The organism is Paenibacillus sp. OV219, assembly GCF_900110075.1.
GTDB lineage: Bacteria > Bacillota > Bacilli > Paenibacillales > Paenibacillaceae > Paenibacillus_Z.
The window spans coordinates 14,755-35,412 of sequence record NZ_FOCJ01000003.1 but is presented as its reverse complement, the minus strand read 5'-3'; the positions used below and the strand labels follow the sequence as shown (position 1 = coordinate 35,412).

General features: G+C 49.1%; 23 protein-coding genes and 1 tRNA gene. 3 read left to right on the top strand and 21 right to left on the bottom strand.

The window, feature by feature from the left end:
* Positions 1–37: 37 nt before the first annotated feature.
* The 7 genes from BMY11_RS09800 to BMY11_RS09770 all read right to left on the bottom strand — a co-directional run bounded on the left by BMY11_RS09800 (position 38) and on the right by BMY11_RS09770 (position 8,010).
* Positions 38–1,324 carry an adenylosuccinate synthase gene (locus tag BMY11_RS09800; RefSeq protein WP_090574564.1) on the bottom strand — a complete coding sequence of 429 codons (1,287 nt, stop codon included), beginning with the start codon at positions 1,322–1,324 and terminating at the stop codon, positions 38–40.
* Between the two features lie 198 nt (positions 1,325–1,522).
* The gene (gene dnaB / locus BMY11_RS09795; RefSeq protein ID WP_090574561.1) at positions 1,523–2,887 is read right to left on the bottom strand and encodes a replicative DNA helicase; all 1,365 of its coding nucleotides are present in this window, start codon (positions 2,885–2,887) and stop codon (positions 1,523–1,525) included.
* 31 nt (positions 2,888–2,918) lie between these two features.
* The gene (gene rplI, locus BMY11_RS09790; RefSeq protein WP_090574558.1) at positions 2,919–3,362 is read right to left on the bottom strand and encodes a 50S ribosomal protein L9; all 444 of its coding nucleotides are present in this window, start codon (positions 3,360–3,362) and stop codon (positions 2,919–2,921) included.
* Positions 3,359–5,320, bottom strand: a complete 1,962-nt coding sequence (locus BMY11_RS09785) for a DHH family phosphoesterase (protein WP_090574556.1) — start codon at positions 5,318–5,320, stop codon at positions 3,359–3,361. Before BMY11_RS09785 ends, rplI begins: the two co-directional genes overlap by 4 nt.
* Positions 5,321–5,339: 19 nt before the next feature.
* Positions 5,340–6,254, bottom strand: coding sequence for a DUF2232 domain-containing protein (locus BMY11_RS09780; RefSeq protein ID WP_256217390.1), 915 nt, complete (start codon positions 6,252–6,254; stop codon positions 5,340–5,342).
* A gap of 161 nt (positions 6,255–6,415) precedes the next feature.
* Entirely contained in the window at positions 6,416–6,856 is a 441-nt protein-coding gene (locus BMY11_RS09775; RefSeq protein ID WP_090574550.1) for a CBS domain-containing protein, read from the bottom strand.
* A 65-nt stretch (positions 6,857–6,921) separates the two neighbouring features.
* On the bottom strand, positions 6,922–8,010 hold the full coding sequence (locus BMY11_RS09770) for an LCP family protein (protein WP_090574548.1): 1,089 nt from the start codon (positions 8,008–8,010) through the stop codon (positions 6,922–6,924).
* Positions 8,011–8,206: 196 nt separating this feature from the next.
* On the opposite strand from BMY11_RS09770, the gene BMY11_RS09765 reads away from it, so the two are divergent.
* Positions 8,207–8,554, top strand: a complete 348-nt coding sequence (locus BMY11_RS09765) for a DUF4870 domain-containing protein (RefSeq protein ID WP_177182582.1) — start codon at positions 8,207–8,209, stop codon at positions 8,552–8,554.
* Positions 8,555–8,642: 88 nt separating this feature from the next.
* Here the strand turns inward: BMY11_RS09765 and rpsR are convergent, their stop codons facing one another.
* Genes rpsR through rpsF form a run of 3 tightly spaced genes read right to left on the bottom strand, consistent with a single transcriptional unit; the run spans position 8,643 to position 9,808 of the window.
* Positions 8,643–8,921 carry a 30S ribosomal protein S18 gene (rpsR, locus tag BMY11_RS09760; protein WP_090574546.1) on the bottom strand — a complete coding sequence of 93 codons (279 nt, stop codon included), beginning with the start codon at positions 8,919–8,921 and terminating at the stop codon, positions 8,643–8,645.
* Positions 8,922–8,940: 19 nt separating this feature from the next.
* Complete coding sequence (gene ssb / locus BMY11_RS09755) at positions 8,941–9,474, bottom strand: single-stranded DNA-binding protein (RefSeq protein WP_090574544.1); 534 nt, start codon at positions 9,472–9,474, stop codon at positions 8,941–8,943.
* A 49-nt stretch (positions 9,475–9,523) separates the two neighbouring features.
* Positions 9,524–9,808, bottom strand: coding sequence for a 30S ribosomal protein S6 (gene rpsF / locus BMY11_RS09750; RefSeq protein WP_090574542.1), 285 nt, complete (start codon positions 9,806–9,808; stop codon positions 9,524–9,526).
* Positions 9,809–10,043: 235 nt separating this feature from the next.
* On the opposite strand from rpsF, the gene BMY11_RS09745 reads away from it, so the two are divergent.
* Positions 10,044–10,223 (top strand): YjzC family protein, encoded by a 180-nt coding sequence (locus BMY11_RS09745; RefSeq protein WP_090574541.1) that lies wholly within the window; start codon positions 10,044–10,046, stop codon positions 10,221–10,223.
* A 359-nt stretch (positions 10,224–10,582) separates the two neighbouring features.
* Here the strand turns inward: BMY11_RS09745 and BMY11_RS09740 are convergent.
* The 3 genes from BMY11_RS09740 to BMY11_RS09730 form a co-directional block, all read right to left on the bottom strand.
* Positions 10,583–10,673: transfer RNA gene (locus BMY11_RS09740), tRNA-Ser, on the bottom strand.
* A gap of 61 nt (positions 10,674–10,734) precedes the next feature.
* Positions 10,735–10,974, bottom strand: coding sequence for a DUF951 domain-containing protein (locus BMY11_RS09735; RefSeq protein ID WP_090575636.1), 240 nt, complete (start codon positions 10,972–10,974; stop codon positions 10,735–10,737).
* 38 nt (positions 10,975–11,012) lie between these two features.
* Entirely contained in the window at positions 11,013–11,252 is a 240-nt protein-coding gene (locus tag BMY11_RS09730) for a putative Se/S carrier protein (protein ID WP_090574539.1), read from the bottom strand.
* A 182-nt stretch (positions 11,253–11,434) separates the two neighbouring features.
* Between BMY11_RS09730 and yyaC the strand changes: the two genes are divergently transcribed.
* Positions 11,435–12,028 carry a spore protease YyaC gene (gene yyaC, locus BMY11_RS09725; RefSeq protein ID WP_090574537.1) on the top strand — a complete coding sequence of 198 codons (594 nt, stop codon included), beginning with the start codon at positions 11,435–11,437 and terminating at the stop codon, positions 12,026–12,028.
* Here yyaC and BMY11_RS09720 read toward each other — a convergent pair.
* The 8 genes from BMY11_RS09720 to mnmE all read right to left on the bottom strand — a co-directional run bounded on the left by BMY11_RS09720 (position 12,000) and on the right by mnmE (position 20,652).
* Positions 12,000–12,494: a DUF4446 family protein gene (locus BMY11_RS09720; protein WP_090574535.1), complete on the bottom strand. Its 495-nt coding sequence runs from the start codon at positions 12,492–12,494 to the stop codon at positions 12,000–12,002. The genes yyaC and BMY11_RS09720 overlap by 29 nt on opposite strands.
* Before the next feature lie 28 nt (positions 12,495–12,522).
* Positions 12,523–13,728, bottom strand: a complete 1,206-nt coding sequence (locus tag BMY11_RS09715; protein ID WP_090574533.1) for an aminotransferase class V-fold PLP-dependent enzyme — start codon at positions 13,726–13,728, stop codon at positions 12,523–12,525.
* Positions 13,729–13,854: 126 nt separating this feature from the next.
* Positions 13,855–14,709, bottom strand: a complete 855-nt coding sequence (locus tag BMY11_RS09710) for a ParB/RepB/Spo0J family partition protein (RefSeq protein WP_090574531.1) — start codon at positions 14,707–14,709, stop codon at positions 13,855–13,857.
* A complete protein-coding gene (locus BMY11_RS09705) occupies positions 14,690–15,463 on the bottom strand; it encodes a ParA family protein (protein WP_090574529.1) in 774 nt (257 codons plus the stop codon). The genes BMY11_RS09710 and BMY11_RS09705 overlap by 20 nt, the downstream gene beginning before the upstream one ends.
* A gap of 118 nt (positions 15,464–15,581) precedes the next feature.
* Positions 15,582–16,409, bottom strand: a complete 828-nt coding sequence (gene noc / locus BMY11_RS09700; RefSeq protein ID WP_090574527.1) for a nucleoid occlusion protein — start codon at positions 16,407–16,409, stop codon at positions 15,582–15,584.
* 208 nt (positions 16,410–16,617) lie between these two features.
* Entirely contained in the window at positions 16,618–17,340 is a 723-nt protein-coding gene (rsmG, locus tag BMY11_RS09695) for a 16S rRNA (guanine(527)-N(7))-methyltransferase RsmG (RefSeq protein ID WP_090574525.1), read from the bottom strand.
* A gap of 7 nt (positions 17,341–17,347) precedes the next feature.
* Positions 17,348–19,237, bottom strand: a complete 1,890-nt coding sequence (gene mnmG, locus BMY11_RS09690; RefSeq protein ID WP_090574523.1) for a tRNA uridine-5-carboxymethylaminomethyl(34) synthesis enzyme MnmG — start codon at positions 19,235–19,237, stop codon at positions 17,348–17,350.
* Between the two features lie 35 nt (positions 19,238–19,272).
* A complete protein-coding gene (gene mnmE, locus BMY11_RS09685; RefSeq protein WP_090575633.1) occupies positions 19,273–20,652 on the bottom strand; it encodes a tRNA uridine-5-carboxymethylaminomethyl(34) synthesis GTPase MnmE in 1,380 nt (459 codons plus the stop codon).
* Positions 20,653–20,658: the final 6 nt, after the last annotated feature.

Here is a 20,658-nt window from a genome sequence, read left to right as displayed (position 1 = left end):
GGGGCAATAAAGCCACTATCCTCTAAAATTCAATTGCTTATACGTAAATCGGTGTAACCGGATTCGTCTGCTCACGGTTACGTCCAACCGAGAAGATTGCAATCGGAATACCTGTCAGCTCGGATACACGCTCTACATAACGGCGCGTATTCTCTGGCAGATCTGCAAGTGTCTTCGCGTTCGAGATATCCTCGCTCCAGCCTGGAAGCTCTTCATACACCGCTTCACACTCGGAGATAAGCTTGAGACTTGCCGGATAGTGCTCGATAATTTCGCCGCGCAGCTCGTAGCCTGTGCAGATCTTAACGGTTTCAAGACCGGACAGTACGTCGAGCGAGTTCAAGGACAAGCCTGTAATGCCGCTAACACGGCGTGCATGGCGGACTACAACAGTGTCGAACCAACCTACACGACGCGCACGTCCTGTTACTGTTCCGTACTCATGACCTTTCTCACGAATCCAGTCGCCTATTTCATTGTTAAGCTCAGTTGGGAACGGACCATCGCCAACACGAGTTGTGTACGCTTTCGCTACGCCGATAACTTGCTGAATCTTCGAAGGGCCAACGCCCGAGCCGATACATACGCCGCCTGCTGTTGGGTTCGACGAGGTCACGTATGGATACGTACCTTGGTCGATATCGAGCATAACGCCTTGTGCGCCTTCGAACAGCACCTTCTGGTTCGCGTCAATCGCATCGTTCAGAACAACCGAAGTATCCGTTACATAATGACGCAGCGTTTCTGCGTAACCAAGATACAGACCTAGAATTTCGTCTGCATTCAGCTTCTCGCCGCCGTAGACTTGTTCGATTACTTGGTTCTTCTCTTCCACGAGGCGGCGCAGCTTCATTTCGAACTCTTCTGCATCCAGCAGGTCCGCGACGCGAATCCCGTTACGAGCAGCTTTGTCCATGTAGCAAGGGCCGATCCCTTTGCGCGTTGTACCGATCTTGTTATCGCCTTTGCGCTCTTCCTCAAGACCGTCCAGAACCAGGTGATAAGGCATAATTAGATGTGCCCGGTCGCTGATCTTCAGGTTCTCAGTCGAGAAGCCATTCTCATGAATATAATTGATTTCATCAATTAAAGCAGCTGGATTGATGACCATGCCGTTACCGATGACGCATACTTTATTTTCGTTGAAGATTCCGGATGGAACCATTGTAAGTTTATATTTTTTATTGCCGATCATGATCGTATGGCCAGCGTTGTTGCCACCTTGGTAACGCGCTACAACATCAGCGCCATCCGCCAGAAAGTCGGTAATTTTCCCTTTGCCTTCGTCTCCCCATTGGGTTCCGACTACTACTACCGTTGACATGGTTATACCCCCATTACAAGTTTTGCAAGTGCATGACTAACATGACTAAAATGGCCACCAGTCTTTGGCAGCATGATAAGTGTAGCAGTCCACCCCTGTAAAGTCAACGAAATTCCGAACGATTGTGGTGAGTGTCACACAATCGTTCGGAATTTCTGTAAGGTGTCTGTCGGAGTTAGAACGCCGCTCGCAACTGCCTTAGGAAGCCTGACCAGGCTCCTGATGCGCACGGTCCAAACCGACAAATTTATTGAAGTTTTTAAGGAACGCCAGCTCGACCGTACCAACGGGTCCATTACGCTGCTTAGCAATAATGATCTCGATAATGTTCTTCTTCTCCGATTCCTTATCGTAGTAATCGTCCCGGTAGAGGAACGCTACGATGTCGGCATCTTGCTCGATGGAACCCGATTCCCGAAGGTCAGACATCATTGGACGCTTGTCCTGTCGTTGCTCAACGCCCCGGCTCAGCTGCGACAGTGCGATAACCGGCACTTCGAGCTCACGCGCAATCTGCTTCAGTGTACGGGAAATTTCCGATACTTCCTGCTGACGGTTCTCGCCTGCCTTGCCCCGCCCTTGAATGAGCTGCAAGTAGTCGATCAGAATCATGCCGAGTCCGCGTTCTTTCTTCAAGCGGCGGCACTTGGCGCGAATATCTGCAACGGTAATGCCCGGAGTATCATCAATATAGATCTGTGCTTCAGAAAGTGAACCAATCGCCATCGTTAGCTTTTCCCAATCGTCGCCTTCCAAATACCCTGTACGCATACGACCGGCATCGACATTCGACTCCGCACAGATCATACGTTGTACAAGTTGGGCCGCGGACATCTCGAGCGAGAAGATTGCGACGGTTTCTTTGGAACGAACGCCGACGTTCTGCGCCACATTAAGCGCAAACGCCGTCTTACCTACGGAAGGACGGGCTGCGATAATGATAAGGTCGTTTCGCTGGAAGCCGGATGTCATCTTGTCGAGATCCGAGAATCCGGACGGGATACCGCTCGCGCCGCCCTTATTCGAGTACAGAAACTCAACCTTCTCAAACACTTCCATCAGTACGTCGCGAATGGAGATAAAACCGCTGCTCGATCTGCGATTGGAAATCTCCAGAATGCGCGATTCGGCTTCGCTCAGCATGCTGCCTACATCTTCCGCTGCGGCATAGCCGTTCGAGACGATGTTCGTCGCTGTCCGAATCAAGCGACGCAGCATCGACTTCTCTTCTACGATTTGCGCATAGTAGTCGACGTTCGCTGCAGTAGGCACGGAGTTACCGAGCTTCGCCAAATAGCTGACTCCGCCAATCTCCTCCAACTGCTGATGGTCTTGCAAATAAGCAGTCAAGGTAACCAAATCGATGGGCTGACTTGATTCGCCAAGCTCAATCATCGCCTCAAAGATCAGCTGATGCGAAGGCAAGTAGAAATCTTCGCTTCGCACCCGCTCCATCGCCGTAATCAACGCTTCCGTCTGCAATAGAACTGCACCGAGCACCGCTTGCTCTGCTTCCATGTTCTGCGGCGGCACACGATCAAACATCAGCTGCTCGTTACTCATCTGGTTGTTTGAATCCCCCTTGAATGGCTTATTATTCTTCTGTTGCATGGACACTCAGCTTCGCTTTAACTTCCGGATGCAGCTTCACAGGCACCTGCGTTACGCCAAGGGTGCGAATCGGATCTTCCAGTTCAATCTTGCGTTTATCAATCTTAAAGCCTTGCGCTTCAAGCGCCTCAGCGATTTGTTTGCTCGTAATGGCGCCGAATAGACGGCCACCTTCGCCTGCTCTTGTCTTCACGACGACTTTCAACGCTTCCAGCCTTGCAGCAAGCGCCTGCGCATCTTCCTTCTCTTTCACTTTCTTCTTTACCTCAGCTGCGTTTTGCAGGTCAAGCGTCTTCAGGTTGCCGTCGGAAGCTGGCTTCGCCAAGTTCTTCGGGAACAAGAAATTGCGGACATAGCCCTCTGATACTTCTTTAACCTCACCCTTCTTACCTTGCCCCTTCACATCTTGCAGAAAAATCACTTTCATTCGAATAGCCCCTCTTCCTTATCAAGATCATGCAGCACCTGCTTGAGACGCTGCGCTACTTCTATAACGGTGCCTTCCTGCTGCGCCGCGGCGTTCGTCAGATGCCCACCACCGCCCATGCGCTCCATTACAACCTGCACATTCATATGCCCTAGCGATCTCGCGCTAATTCCAATGAGACCGTCCGGCCGTTCGCCGATGACGAACGATGCAAGCACATCCGTCATATTCAGGAGCGTATCTGCCGTTTGCGCAATTAAGAGCTGCGAATACTGGCGTCCTTGCTCCGTGACGGCAATTGCAATATGGTCATAGACGATCTCGGCTTGCTTGATCATCTCTGCCTTCTTGATGTACTCGGCTAGATCCTCTTTCATCATCCGCTGAATAAGCGCTGAATCCGCTCCATGGCGGCGGAGGAAAGATGCCGCTTCAAACGTTCTGGAGCCGGTACGGAGCGAGAAGCTCTTCGTATCGACTGTAATTCCCGCAAGCAGCGCTGTCGCCTCTCTGACGTCCAGCAGCACTCGGTCATGAATGTATTGGAGCAGCTCAGTAATGAGCTCGCACGTCGAGGATGCGTAAGGCTCCATATAGACGAGAATTGCGCCTGTAATGAATTCTTCGCCGCGACGATGATGATCGACAACGACGATCTTCTCCGTTTGCGTCAGCAGCTTCGGCTCCTTCACTAATGACGCCTTGTGCGTATCTACGACAACAACGAGCGTGTTACTCCCGATAATAGCCTGCGCCTGCTCCGGCGAGATGAACCGCTTGGCGATGCGCTCATCCTCGCGCAGCATCTCCATCATCTTCGTAATGGACGGATTGACGCCCTCCAGCACGATGAACGCTTCCTTGTTGTACATCATCGCGGCTTTCAGCACGCCGATAGCTGCGCCGATCGCATCCATATCGGGCATCTTATGCCCCATAATAACGACGCGATCGCTGTCGCGTATCAAGTCGCGAAGCGCATGCGCAACTACCCGCGCGCGGACGCGAGTCCGCTTCTCAACCGCATTGGACTTGCCGCCGTAGAATGACTGACGCTGTCCAACCTTTACAGCCGCTTGATCGCCGCCGCGGCCAAGCGCATAATCGAGGCTCGTTTGCGTCCAGTGGCCGAGCTCCACAATGCTCTCCGCACCAGACGCGAACCCGATGCTTAGCGTCATCGGAATTTTATTCTCAGCGGTAATCTCCCGCACTTCATCGAGCAATACAAAACGTGACAGCTCCAACTGCTTGAGCGTCCGCTGATCCGTAATGACAAGATAACGGTCCGAGGTGAGACGCTTCAAGTACACGTGGAACTTACTCGCCCACTCTGTAATTTCCGCCGTCGCCTTCGACATCAGCGAGCTGCGCTGCTGATCATCCATTCCTTGCGTAACCTCTTCGAGGTTATCCATCATGACGATGCCAAGCGCAAGCTTCTCATCCTCATAACGTTTCGCCAGCTGCCAGCGCTGCGTAATATCGCGGATATAGAGCAGCCGCTCATCAAAGCGGAACATCAGCTCATACACCGAAGTGCCGATGACCGCTTCGACGGTTCCCTCACGCTCTTTCGCTTGCGACAGCGCCTCGAACAGATCGTCCAGCGACTCGCCTACAACGGAGTCCCGGTCGAGCATATGCGACACAAACCCGTTGTGCCACTCGACCGTTTTATCCTCGTTGTACAGAATAATGCCAAGCGGCAGATCGCTAATGACCTCTCTGCCGGCTTTTTTCACCCGGTACGACAATGTACCGAGGTATACCTTCAAATCTCGGCGAAACGCCCGCTCCGCCATCACAGAATAGAAGCCGACCGCGCCTGACAGCACGAGCCCGATAATGCCAAGCTTCCATTCGTATGCGGCGAGCGTCACCGTTAATAGAATCATCAGCACGAATGCCCACAGATGGTGCATACCGTGCCATCGTTTGATTAGAAACTTCGGCATCCTCTACACGCCCCTGTAGTTACGATTTCTTGAACGCTTTTCGAATGGGGAATGCGACATCGAATACCCCAATTAAGCTAAGCGGATGGAGAAAAATCGCAACCAGCACGGATAAGAGCACCGGCACAGCCTTGTTCCACTTTCGCTCATGCGCAATGAAGAAGAAAAGTCCCATTGCTTGAATCGTGAAGGCGATCTGCATAAGCGGAATGAGGTTCAGCAGCACCACTGTCATGTACGAAGTGCCTGTATCCGGCGTAACCATATCCGCCAGAAGAGCAATCAAGTAATAGAAGACGAAGATACGCGGCAACCGCCACTCTCTTGCTGGCTGCAGCTTCGCAATAGATAAGCCAGACGAGCGCAGCGCCGGAGCTGCAATAGCATGTGCAACAACAGCGAGTATGAAGGATAGCGCAATGAATGCCATCGGTATAGAATGAATCAAATATTGAATGTACGTTTCCGTGACCTCCGACGTCCAGATGCCTGGCATCAAGCCGTCTGCTCGCAAGTTTTCCGTCGTCGTCATAATCACTTTGCGGACTTCACTCAGCAGCGAGAAATCAAATATCACATCAAACAAAACAAGCTCGAGCAGTAGCTCTGCGAGCAGCGTTAGTACGGTGGCCGTCAGCACTTTGCGCGCAGATGCACCAGTGCGGTAATAATGTCCCATCACAATAGAAGGAACCAGGAAAAACAGCCCGACGATTATTGCAGGTAGCCCAAGTACAAGAACACCAATTCCATATACAGCAGTCATATGCAGTGTGAAGGCCCGTTTAGACAACATCGTGTAAAGAATAACAGTCGGAACCATCATGACTGCAGCCGCTAACGTGTTCAATCCGGGTACTGCAATGGAGAGCAGAAGCAGCAGTGCCGCAATGCTCCATAATATCGACTTTAAGCCGGTTTTCAAGCTGTTCACCTCTTGCCAAGTTACTAGTACGACCTTTAAGCTTTACTCCCCATTATAGCATAAAACCTTAGAGGCAACACAGGAGACGTTGCCCATCCAGGGCATCCCACTTGACCCGATCAGCAGTAAGCAAAACGCCGCCCCCATATGAAGAGGACGGCGATTTTCCATTAGCCAGCAGCCATTTCTTTATTTGATTGTACGGATGATTGAACGATAAGTGCTTCACAGTAATCAATAATGTCGCTCCGGCGTACGATGCCGATAAATCGGTTCATATCGTCTACGACAGGCACAAAGTTCTGTACCTTTGCAAGCGATACGAGGTCTTCCATGTTCGCATCTATCTGCACCGCGCGATTTGTCAGCCGCATCTGCACTTCCGACAGCTTCACCTTGTTCGTCTGATCGAACGTGATTTGCGAATTATTCTTCATATACCAGAGGAGGTCGCCTTCCGTCAGCGTGCCTGCATAGCCGCCTTTATTATCGAGAATTGGAACGGCCGTATAACGGTGATGCTCCATTCGTTCAAGGGTCTGCCTTAATGTCGCATCCATCGTCAGCCATACAACTTCCTGCTTTGGCAATAGGAAAAATGCAATGTTCATGTTTGAATACCCGTCCCTTCTTCTTCATTCCTTATGCACGAAGAGCTCTGGGCTGTTACTTGCCTTTACTTCTTCTCTGCTGTTCGTTTCGATTCGGCCAAGGAAAGCGACTGAACCGGTTTTTGTTCCTTCTGCTCATATTCCTCTGGAAGAGGCAGCGTTTCTTTCGTCTTCGCCGGATCTAGCCAAGCTTTGATCAAAGCGGTTGTTTTAGCCAAATCCTCTTCATTGGCAAAATAGTACCAAGCACCATGCGTGACTTTGCGACGGCCTTCACCTTTGAGCGTGTGGCTGTAGATTGTTCGCTGATCGCTTTGCAGCATACTCTTGGTTAAATCGATCATGTGCTGCGGCGTCAGATCGGCTTTGAAGTTCTGTCCCATAATATCGATAAGTTCAGGAATCTTCGTCCACTGACCAACCTGCGAAGCTTTGTTCATAATCGCATTCAAGAAGACTTGGTGACGTCCTGCACGGCTCGTATCACCGCCTGCATCCTCACGGTAACGAACATAATTGAGCGCTTCTGTGCCGTTATATAGCGGTTTGCCAGCTTTCACAACGAATTTCTCATGCTCTGGATCATCATTGACGAGATCCTCTGTAATTGGCAGCGAAATGCCGCCCATCGCATCAATGACATCGCGGAAGCCGGTAAAATTAATTGTAGCATAATGATCGACCTTCGAGCCAAACAACTTCTCGACAGTTTCTACCGACATTTTCGCTCCGCCGAATGCATATGCGTGTGTAATTTTATCCTGCCACTGATTGCCGGCCTTCGTTGTTTTGCCAACAATGTCAACGTAGGTATCACGTGGGATAGATACCATTAGAATGGCACCATCCTTCGGCCTTACAACCGTGTAGATCATCGTATCCGAGCGCCCTATCTCCTTATCCCGCTGGTCAACACCGAGCAACAGCATTGAGAATGGCTCTTCCTTCTTATAGGTGGTTGGCGAAGGATCTCGCCCTTCAAGCGGCTTATACGAATTCTCTAGCTTCTTCTTTACACTGTCCGACAAGAACAGATCGAATCCCCACATTGCCAGCGCATTACGGTTATAATAGCCGGCTGTCCCTGCTAGCAACAGAACGACAAGCACACCTGCTAACCATTTATACATGCGTAATCTTTTTGGTTTATTCATGATGTAATGTAACGCTCCTTACCATTCATATTTAAACGCAAGCTTCCTTATTTTAAACGAATTTGCTTAGGTGAAAGTTACAGATGATTAACATCATTCCGTTGTCAAAAGTGGTGCCTTCTAACAATTCGATTACGCCCGCATAGTTCGCCTATTGCCGGAATACATACGTAGTAAAGGGAAGGTGAGCATCCATATGCAATCGTTCGGACCTGATCCATCATCGACGGGGATCGATCCTAAAGTCGTCGGCCTGTTGTGCTATCTGGGCAGCTTTGTAACAGGCATTCTGTTTCTTGTACTGGAGAAACGAAGCACATTCGTGCGCTTCCACGCCATGCAGTCCATTCTCGTTTCAGTCGTTCTGGTTGTACTTAATATTGTGCTCGGCTTTATCCCGTTTATCGGTTGGCTGCTTGGCATTTTGCTTGCTCCGCTGTCATTTATATTATGGATTGCATTAATGCTCCTCGCGCTGCAGGGTAAACGATTCAAATTGCCATTCATCGGCAATTATGCCGAGGAGCAGTCCAGCCGTTTCTAGATCACCTGGCTGAGCATATAAGAAGGCATCAAAAAGAGGCAGCCCTGATGGGCTGCCTCTTGTTTAAACGCGTTACGCGTTATTCATACTATTCTGTAGTGTAAGGCAACAACGCTACTTGACGGGAACGCTTGATAGCGACTGTCAGAAGACGTTGGTACTTTGCGCTAGTACCAGTTACACGACGTGGCAAAATTTTGCCGCGCTCGCTGATAAATTTACGAAGCAAGTCCGTATCTTTATAGTCGATGTGTGTAATTTTGTTAGCTGTGAAGAAACATACTTTACGGCGTTTGTTACGGCCTTTACGGCCGCCGAATTTGCGTTCTGGACGCTCGTCGCCACCATCTCTTTGCTTAAAGCTCATGTTTAATCCGTCCTTTCAGTTAGAATGGCAAATCATCTTCCGATATATCGATCGGGCGTCCGTCGTCTGAGAACGGATCACGATTGTCGTTCCTTGGTGTGCCACCTGGACGGCCTCCACCTTGTGAATTACCTCCGCCGAAACCGCCTTGTTGGCCGCCTCCGCTATAGTTGCCGTTACCACCGCTGTGGCTTGGTGCGCCTTCTTCACGAGGACCATTATCGCGGTTACCGGATTCTAAGAAGCGAACGTTATCGGCAATAACTTCCGTCACGTAGACGCGCTTGCCTTCGTTGTTCTCATAATTCCGAACCTGGATACGACCTTCGACCGCTGTTAGACGGCCTTTGCGTAGATAGTTCGCACAAGTTTCAGCGAGTTGACGCCAAGTTACGATTGGGATGAAATCTGCTTCCCGCTCGCCACCTTGACCTCCGCTTTGGAACGGACGATCCACTGCAAGCGTGAATTGCGTTACCGCAACGCCTGCTGGTGTATAACGCATTTCAGGGTCCCTCGTTAATCTGCCAATGAGAATAACACGGTTCAACAATTGTAAATCGCCTCCAATCGAACATCACTTACGTACGTTTGACGAGCAATTAAGCTACGTCTCTTGTGATCAGGCAACGGATAACTTCATCCGTAATCTTCATGACGCGGTCAAGTTCAGCAACAACTTCATTAGTGCCGTTGAAGCTAACCAGTACGTAGATACCGTCACGAATCTTGTTGATCTCATACGCAAGGCGGCGTTTACCGAGCACATCGTGTTTGATGATCTCTCCACCGTTTCCGATGATCGCTTGGAACTTTTCAGTGATAGCTTGTACCGCTTCCTGTTCCACTTCCGGACGAATGATGTACATCACTTCGTATTTGCGCATATGTTTCACCTCCTCTTGGACTATGCGGCCCCCATAAATGGGAGCAAGGAGCGAGTTAGTTTCTCGCATACCTGAATACTATACCAAACTTCGCACGCCCTTGACAAGTGCTGATTTAACAAAGCCATCTGCCTCATTCTTCCGTTCATGAACTGTTCACGCAAGATGCACACTATAGGTCAGGACATGCGCCACGTCCTCATTTATGTATTCTTCATGGAGGTGTACTCGAATTATGGGTGAATGGACGGAATTCCGGGAAGGCGATCGTGCGCCTAATGATGGTCTCTATATCGAGATCGGTGAAGCTTCATTCCATATGGGGGTCAATAAGCCGCAGAAGGTGCGGTTAGCGAAGGGCGATAAGTTCCCGGCCCTGGCGAATAAAGATCGCAAGTGGAAACGAATGCACTAAAAAGTTTGCAGCTTACCGGTATAGGGTGACGGCTTCTGGAGCATTATAACTTTGACGGTGTAAAGAGAGGTGTGGTTCCATTGTACTTTAATGCTAACGAACCTCAAGGAGATTTTGTCCACTCAGCATAGAAGCGGAGGGATGTGCCAAAGACTAGTGTCTGTAACACACGCTCATCGATTAAAACCCGATGAACCAAGGTTTCTTACGAAGCTTGTAGTGATGACTGTTTTCTAAATGCACACCGTCAAAGGGAGACTCGCAAGAGTCTCCCTTTCTTGTTTGTATGCGCCAGAAGATGGTTTATAAGCACAAAAAAACGACTCGTTATGAGTCGTTTGCGTTGTTTTTGAAGAGAATGGCGGAGAGGGTGGGATTCGAACCCACGCACGGTTTAACCCGCCTAACTGATTTCGAGTCAGCCCCCTTGGGCCTCTTGGGTACCTCTCCATGAATGTCAGTCAGCAAAAACTATATTAGCATGGGGCTTGTCCAAATGCAAGCATTTATTTTAATTAGATGTGGACGCTCCGCCTTCTCCCTCTTTTTCACCTTCTGACGCCTTCGATCGAAGCACTTTCTTCATGTTCTTCTCGAACTTTGCCCGCGGAATAAGCACACTGTGCTTGCAGCCGACACACTTAATGCGAATGTCCATCCCCATCCGAATGATCTCCATTTCATTCGTGCCGCACGGATGCTGCTTCTTCATCTGTACAATATCGCCCAGTTCAAACTGTTTTCTCTCCATTGCAGCCATCCTCTCCCTCTTTTTCTCACTGTATTTATCTATATTTCAATCGGCTCGTACCGGTCTTCGACCTGCTGGAAGATACCACGAATTTCGACCCTCTCTTGTACGATAACCTCTTTCACCACTACCAAATCCGCTTCGGGAAAATGTATAGATAGTGCGCAGCCCGCTGTTATTTGCTTCGGTGTCGGGCAGATGTCTATTTCAATATCCGCGTATTCTAATAGCATCTCCGCTCGGAGCGCCTGCTGTGTGGAGTCAAACGCGATAAGCATGCTCCCCCACCTCCTGATTGATTTTATTGATGTTTGATCCTGTTCCCCAAGTATAAAATGGTTGTCCTGACCATATACTAGTAACCAAGCGTAAACAGGCAGTTCACTACTAGATTATACGTATTATAGCTGCATGTTCATCTCGGTAATCATCATTCATAGAGTTGGCGGGAGGGGAATCTATGAAATTGCCAGGAATGAAAGAAACACCACTCAAAGTACCGTATACGGAGCCTAACATTACCGGACTTCTTGTTAACCGCATTACATACCTTTTGGGCGGTGTTTCTACAGACCGCAGAATCGTTGTTGTCTGTGTAGGCACGGATCGTTCTACAGGGGATTCACTTGGGCCTCTGGTTGGCACTTCGCTCAGTAAATTCCGCAGTCCCTTCTTCGACCTCTATGGTACGCTGGAGGAACCTGTCCATGCCATGAATCTCGACGAAACGCTGCAGGACATTAACAAGTACATTCGCAAGCCGTTTGTTATCGGCATCGATGCTTGTTTGGGCCAGGCAGCAAGTGTCGGCTGTATTCAGGTTGGTCTAGGACCGGTTCGCCCAGGAGCCGGTGTGAACAAGGATTTGCCTCCTGTTGGCGATATTCACATCACAGGCATCGTCAACGTCGGCGGTTTCATGGAATACTTCGTCCTGCAGAACACGCGTCTTCATCTCGTGATGCGTATGGCTGATATTATCTCACACAGCCTCTTCTCGTCCATTATGAAATGTGTACGACCTGCTACGATCCCTGCTGCGACGCAAGACTGATCGCTTCGAGCTCTTCCGGAGTGAGCGGATATTGGCTCTTGCCATCCTTAACCGGCTTGGCATACACAAACGTCTGCTCACGGCCGTGAATACCGCTTAGCACCATGCCGTCTTCACCATCATCGACGACAGCGATGGAGAAGCTTAGATCGCTCCCTCTTTCTGCAAAAGCATTATAGCGAAGAATACCGATGTTGCCTTTCTTATTCTTCATCGTATCTCCTAACGACTGAACGGATTGCTTCAGCTTGCTCTGACCTTCTTCTTGCGCGTCCAAGCGCTGTTTGAGATTAATGATGACGCTCTCCAGCTCTTCAACACCCGTTCCTTGCATAAAATCCGTGTAGCTGGTGCGAAGTCGTTTGAGCTTCCTGCTTAACATGAAGCTGCGGATAAGCAGAATAAGTACAAGAACAAGCAGACCTGCCGTTACCCAGTTAGTCGGCTCATGAATAATTTGATCCATATTACGTTAGCTCCCCCATAGATGCACATTAACTGTAATGCTGCTTAATTTCCTTTACCGCCGCAATGAACGCATTAACCTCGTCCGTCGTCGTGAAACAACCTACACTCGCACGAATTGCACCTGTCTCCGTCGTGCCTGCCGTTCCATGTGCAAGTGGTGTACAGTGAAATCCTGTTCTTACCGCAATTTGATAATGCTGATCCAGAATAAAGCCGATTTCCGATGGATCCGCACCGTCAATGACGAAGGATACGATTCCTGTACGCGGCTTGCCAAGCGAAGGCCCCAGTACGCGAAGGCCATTCACAGAAAGCAGCCCCTCCATCATTTGTTGCGTTAGCATCCATTCACTAGTATGGATTTTTTGAACCGTCTCATGCAGAATATGCTTCACACCTGCACGAAGCCCACTAATGCCAACCGCATTCTGCGTTCCTGCCTCATACCGGTCCGGCCGTACAGAAGGCTGCTCGATCGCCTCGGACTGACTGCCCGTACCGCCGTGCAGGAGCGGCTCAAGCTCTATATCCGGATGAATGTATAAACCACCCGTCCCTTGTGGCCCCAGTAGCCCTTTATGGCCCGGAAACGCGAGCATATCAATCCCCATCTGCTCCACATCAATTCCTAGCAGTCCCGCTGTCTGTGCTGCATCGACTAGCAGCTTAATTCCCCGTCCGCGTGTTATTTCACCAATGTCGCTTACAGGCAGGATTGATCCCAGCAGGTTCGAGCTGTGATTCACGACCACCAGCCTCGTGCTGCCTGTTATCGCATCCTCAACCTGCTTCGCGTCGAGCTCACCATCCCCATTTGGCTCCACGTAGGTCACATGTATGCCTATGGTTTTCTTCAAGTGTTCCAGTGGCCGCCGAACCGAGTTATGTTCCACAGCCGTTGCAATGACGTGATCTCCTGGCTTCAGCAATCCTTTGATCGCTGTATTGAGTGCCATCGTCGTATTGAGTGCGAATGCAATATCATTCGGATTTTTAACCCGGAACAGCTTCGCCAATACTTTCCTTGTATCAAAAAGAATACGGCTAGCACGCACTGCCATCGCATGACTGCCTCGCCCTGGATTAGCACCATCTCGCTGCATCGCTTCCATAACCGCTTCGAGCACTTCAGGAGGCTTCGGCCACGACGTCGCAGCATGATCCAGATAGATCAGTTGCTCCTGCTGTTCTGGCTTCTGCTGCCGTCCCCGTCCTTGCTCATGCAACTGCATATACACACCCCTTCCTTTCACTACGTTTACTTGCGCTAATGCTAATAATAGCATACTTGATCGGCACCTACCTGAGCAGCGGTTACCAATCGAGTATGCTATTTAAGTTTATCCTATGAGGAAAAATTATGAGGACAATTGCTGCAACAATTCTAGCAGACGCTCTAAGTCCTGCTTGTTGTAATAAAGGAGCTCTATGCGCCCTTTATCCTTCTGCTGTTTAATCTTCACCGTCGTTTTAAACCGATCTCGCAGCGATTCTTCAACCTCAGCTATAAAAGGGTCCTGCTTCTTCGAAGGGAGCGGTTTCACTTTCGCAGCCGCTGGCTGGTCAAGATTTTTTATCGCTTCCTCGAGTTGGCGTACGCTCCACTCATTCGCAATTGTTAGCTCTGCGAGTTCTCTCTTGCGAGCATCCTCTTTCACGCCAACAATCGCTCTAGCATGTCCCATTGATATTGTTCCACGTGAAACATTTTCTTTAATCTGCTCTGGAAGAGCCAACAGTCGCAAAAAGTTCGCAATATGCGATCTAGACTTACCGACTTTCATAGATAGTTCTTCTTGCGTCAGATTGAACTTATCCATTAACGCTTGATATGCAACCGACAACTCAATTGCATTCAGATCCTCACGCTGCAAGTTCTCAATGAGTGCAATCTCCATAACCTGTTGATCGGAGAAGTTGCGCACAACTGCTGGAATCGTTGGATTGCCGCAAAGCTGAGATGCACGAAACCGTCGTTCCCCTGCGATAATTTCATACCCTTTAAGTACAGTACGAACGATAATCGGCTGGATGACACCATGCTGTTTAATGGATTCTGCGAGTTCTTTAATCGCATCGTCATCGAATGTTTTACGAGGTTGGTACGGATTTGCTCTCAGCTGGGAGAGCGGAACCTCAACGACCTTATCATCCTCGCTTACAGAGAGCGATGGGATGAGGGCATCAAGTCCTCTACCTAGCCGCTTGCTCATACATAATCACTTCCTTCGCGAGTTCAAGGTATACCTCTGCCCCTTTGGATCTCGGATCATATGTGATGATGGACTGCCCATGCGATGGAGCCTCGCTCAAGCGGACATTCCTCGGAATGATCGTTTGGTAAACCTTTTGTTGAAAGTATTTCTTCACTTCTTCAATAACCTGAATACCAAGATTCGTCCGCGCGTCAAACATCGTCAGTAATACACCTTCGATTTGAAGGCTTGTGTTCAGATGCTTCTGGACAAGTCGCACCGTATTTAGCAACTGACTTAGACCTTCCAGTGCGTAATATTCACATTGTATAGGGATAATGAGTGAGTCCGAAGCCGTCAACGAGTTAATGGTCAAAATGCCGAGCGATGGCGGGCAATCGATCAAAATATAATCATACTGTTTCTTCACTAATGCTAGCGACTTCTTGAGTCGTTGTTCACGTGAAATCGTCTGAACAAGCTCGATCTCCGCACCAGCTAGTTGAATAGTTGCTGGAATAATATAAAGTCCTTCTATATTAGTAGGGCAAGTTGCTTCACTCGGGTGTACATCATTAATAAGCACATCGTATATACAATGAGCGACATCTGCTTTCTCAATACCAATTCCACTAGTCGTATTGCCCTGCGGGTCAATATCGACGAGCAACACCTTTTTCCCCAGCGACGCTAAACACGCACCCAAATTGACGGACGTGGTCGTTTTTCCGACACCGCCCTTCTGGTTCGATATTGCAATCGTTTTAGACAAACCGTTCACCTCTATGCTGATTACTTAATAAAGCTATGAAACGTCCGTTCAGCGGGCAATGAAATGTTGTTACTACAAATGACGATGCCGTCCCTGTAATGGACGGCTGTCTAAAGTGCTATGAGCGCTTAGGAATTTGGATCACAATCTCGTAATGATCCTCATAATCCTGTTCTTTCGTCTTAATCTCCAAGCCCGATCCAGAAACCATGTCAATGGACTGTCTAATTGTATTGAGCGCTAGCCGTACATCCTTCGTGAAGGAGATGCGCTTCGGTTTCTTCGTTTCCTTAGTAGCTTCTTTATAGAAAGCCACTCGAGCTTCTGTCTGTTTAACATTAAGCTCTTTAGCAATAATATCGTCTAGCACCTTAAGCTGCAACTCTTCGCTATCAAGTGATAGTAAAGCTCTCGCATGACGCTCCGTAATTTTGCGTTCCATCAGTGCATTTTTAACCGTATCCCCCAGCCCGAGCAATCTAATCTTGTTCGCAATGGTCGACTGACTCTTGCCAAGACGCTGCGCCAAGCTTTCCTGCGTAAGGTTATGAAGGTCAATGAGCTTCTGATAAGCAACTGCTTCTTCAATCGAAGTAAGCCCCTCACGCTGAAGATTCTCTATGAGTGCAATTGAAGCAGCCTGAGAGTCATTGAACTCACGAATGATGGCTGGAATTGTCTCAAGCCCAAGCTTCTTCACCGCACGAAACCGGCGTTCTCCTGCGATAATCTCATATTTCCCGTTACGCACGCGCACAACAATCGGCTGAATAACGCCATGCGTACGAATCGTCTGGCTGAGTTCTTCAATCCGGTCATCATCAAACACAGTACGCGGTTGATATGGACTCGTATCCACATCATTGATCGGTATCTGTTTCACTTCATCTTGATTCGTGCTTTTCGATTCTGCTAATCCGAATAAACGTGAGAACTGTTCTTTCATAGCGTCAACTACCACCCGATTTCAAAGTGCCGAGTTATTGTCATTACCTACTCTAATTCGTCAGCTGTAAGTTGATTTCCTGCTTGACAGTAATAATTCTAGTACAAATATACGCAATCGGTTTAACACCCGAATGCTGCTTATAGAATGGTCCGAACCAATCCGTTTAGAATTTGTTCCACGTGAAACAAATATTGGACTGTTGTCATTATATAATAGGTTGTTTCAAAGGCAAACCTGCTTTTCTTGGATATTTAGCAGGAGTAGCGCCGACCTTCTCCATCATAATAATATGACGGCCCGATTGCTCGAATGGAAGCTTTAGATGATGAGTATGCACAAGCTTTGCCTTCAGCTCGATTAAGCTGCGCTTTGCTTCTGCTGTTTCCTCTGCAGGATCTGCACCTTTCATCGATGCAAACGTTCCACCTTTCTTTGCAAAAGGTAGACAAAGCTCATTCAAACCACTGAGCCGAGCAACAGCTCTAGCTGTAACGACATCGTACGAATCGCGGTGCACAGGCAGGCGAGCGATATCCTCTGCTCGTCCGTGCACACATGTGACGTCCGTAAGATCAAGCGCTTCCACAACGTGCTGGAGAAATTGAATGCGCTTATTGAGCGAGTCGACAATCGTCACCTTCATATGCGGGAAGCAAATCTTAAGCGGTAGACTAGGAAAACCTGCTCCTGATCCAATATCGGCAAGTGACTTCACTTTGTCCATATCCATAAAGAAAGAGAGGGCTACGGAATCATAAAAATGTTTCTCATACACTGCTTCCCTCTCTGTAATGCCTGTTAAATTCATTTTTTCGTTCCATGAGACGAGCAGCTCATAATACGTAGCGAACTGCTGCAGCTGAAGCGGCGATAACGCCACTCCCCGCTCCTGCAGCAATTGAACAAACCATATTTCTGTTGAATTCATCGTTTAATTACCCCCGTGCAGCAACAACCTTATTGTAATGCTCAAGATAAACGAGAAGAATCGAAATATCTGCCGGCGTTACGCCGCCGATCCGCGATGCTTGCCCAATGGACAATGGACGGATGTTCGACAGATTCGTCTTCGATTCCTTCGATATATTCGTTATGACCGAATAGTCAATGTCGTCTGGAATCCGCTTCTTCTCCATCTTCGCAAGCCGTTCCACTTGAAGCTGCTGCTTCTCGATGTAACCGGCATACTTGATTTGAATCTCGACTTGCTCCTTCATATCATCAGTCAGCGGCTCTTCTGCCGGAGAGAGACGATCAACAAGTGCGTACGTCACTTCCGGACGGCGAAGCAACGAGAGCGCATCGGTCGTTTGTTGTATAGGTGCTGTGTTAATCTCTGTGAGCATTTGCAGCACTTCTTCATCCGGACGCACCTTAACTGTCTTCAAACGTTCGATCTCTTGCTCCACCATCAGTTTCTTGTGCGTAAACTTCGAATAGCGCGCTTCTGAGATTAATCCAATCTCATAACCAGTCGGTGTTAGACGCAAATCGGCATTGTCATGACGCAGCAGCAAGCGGTATTCTGCACGGGACGTAAGTAAACGATATGGCTCCGTAGTCCCTTTTGTAACAAGATCATCTATCAGAACTCCAATATAACCCTGTGAACGATCTACAATGATTGGCGTTTTCTCTTGCACTTTACGGGCTGCATTAATGCCAGCCATAATACCTTGACCTGCTGCTTCCTCATAGCCCGATGTACCGTTAATCTGTCCAGCTGTGAAGAGACCAGGTACAAGCTTCGTCTCAAGCGACGGCCACAGCTGCGTTGGCACAACTGCGTCATACTCAATTGCGTAGCCTGTACGCATCATCTCAACCTTCTCCAGTCCTGGAATCGAACGGAGAATGCTCAGCTGTACATCCTCAGGCATACTCGTCGAGAGACCTTGAACGTAATACTCCGACGTATTCTTGCCTTCCGGCTCCAAGAAGATCTGATGCTTCGGCTTATCGGCGAAACGAACGATCTTATCCTCAATGGACGGGCAATAACGTGGGCCAGTACCTTCAATAGCTCCCGAGAACATCGGCGCACGGTGAAGGTTATCATTAATAATCTTATGGGTATCTTCCGATGTGTAAGTCAACCAACAAGGCAGTTGCTCGTTGTCCGAGTATTCCGTTTCATAAGAGAAGAACTTCGGCTTCTCATCGCCTGGCTGTATTTCCGTTTTGCTAAAATCAATCGTATCCTTATGCACCCGCGGCGGCGTGCCCGTCTTGAAACGAACGAGCTGTAAGCCAAGTGAGCGCAAGCTCTCGGACAGCTTTACCGATGGCTGCTGATTGTTAGGGCCACTCTCATACATGAGCTCACCCATAATCACTTTGCCACGCAAGTATGTGCCCGTTGTTACAACGACCGCTTTCGCACGGAATTCCGCACCGGTCTTCGTCACGATGCCGACACAGACGCCATCCTCAATAATTAGCTCCTCCGCCATCCCCTGGCGAAGCGTCAAATGGTCTGTCTCTTCAATCGTTTGCTTCATAAAATGTTGATACAGAAACTTATCCGCTTGTGCACGCAGCGCATGAACAGCGGGACCTTTCCCCGTATTCAGCATCCGCATTTGAATGAACGTCTTATCGATATTGCGTCCCATTTCCCCGCCAAGCGCATCAATTTCACGCACGACATGACCTTTTGCCGGTCCGCCAATCGATGGGTTACAAGGCATAAACGCGACCATATCGAGATTAATCGTGAGCAGCAGCGTCTCACACCCCATCCGGGCAGCCGCCAATGCTGCCTCAACCCCAGCGTGGCCGGCACCGACTACAATTACTTCAAAATCCCCTGCATGGTATCTCATTTTGCTATCCCTCCCTACCTCTTTTTGCTCCATTATTATTTACCTAAACAGAACTGAGAGAAAATCTGATCAATAAGCGAGTCAGCTACCGAATCGCCTATCAATTCCCCTAATTGCTCCCAAGCTGTACGCACATCAATTTGCACAATATCAATCGGAATCCCGATATCTGTCGATTCCATTGCATCTAACAGCGACTGCTTCGCATGACCTAATAGCGTAATATGACGAACATTGCTGACATAAGTCATATCGGCAGATTCCAGCTCGCCGCTGAAGAACATCCGACTAATGACGCCTTCAAGCTCTTCTAACCCTTGCTCATGCAGTACGGAGAGCTTTACGATCGTATCCGCCGGGAAGATCGACTCCACAGCCGAAGTGTCAAGCACGGCCGGCAAGTCGGTCTTATTTAGCAGCACGACAACTGGTCTGCCGCGTAGCTGCTCCATCAGTAGCTGATCGTCCGGGTGCAGCGGTTCATTAACATTCAGCACGAACAAGATCAGATCCGCTTCCTCAAGCGCCGTACGGGATCGTTCGACACCAATACGCTCCACCACATCAGCTGTTTCACGAATGCCTGCTGTATCGAGCAATCGCAGCGGAATACCGCCAAGCGTAATATATTCTTCGATGACATCACGTGTCGTCCCTGGAATGTCGGTCACGATCGCTTTATTCTCCTGCACCAGTGCATTAAGTAGCGACGACTTACCGACATTCGGGCGGCCAACAATTGCCGTCACAATGCCTTCTCTTAATATTTTGCCTTCCGCGGCTGTTTTTAACAACCGGTTTATCTCATCCCGAGCTTCGCCGCAGCGTTCGCGAATGTACGCACTTGTCATGGAAGCGACATCGTGCTCAGGATAATCAATATTCACTTCAATATGAGCAAGCAGCTCAATAAGGCCGTGGCGAAGTGCTTTGACCTTCTTCGACAGCATTCCCTCCGCTTGCTTCATCGCAATAGAGAAAGCACGATCCGACTTGGAGCGGATCAGGTCAATAACTGCTTCTGCTTGTGTCAGATCAATTCTTCCGTTCAAGAATGCGCGCTTTGTGAACTCACCAGGCTCTGCAATCCGCACATCACCTGAACGCAGCAGCAGCTCTAGCACCCGCTTCACAGCGACAACGCCGCCGTGCGTACTCAATTCGACAACATCCTCTGCTGTGAACGAGCGCGGCCCTCGCATAATCGTGAGCAGGATCTCCTCCACCGTCTCGCCGCTTATTGGGTCTACAATATGACCATAATGGACGGTATGCGACGCTGCTGCGGCAATATCCGACTTGGAGCGGAAGATCTTCGAAGATTCTGTAACCGCATCAGGCCCACTGACCCGTATAACGGCAATGCCGCCTTCCCCGACAGCTGTCGAAATGGCGGCAATCGTGTCTTGTATCATCATCGT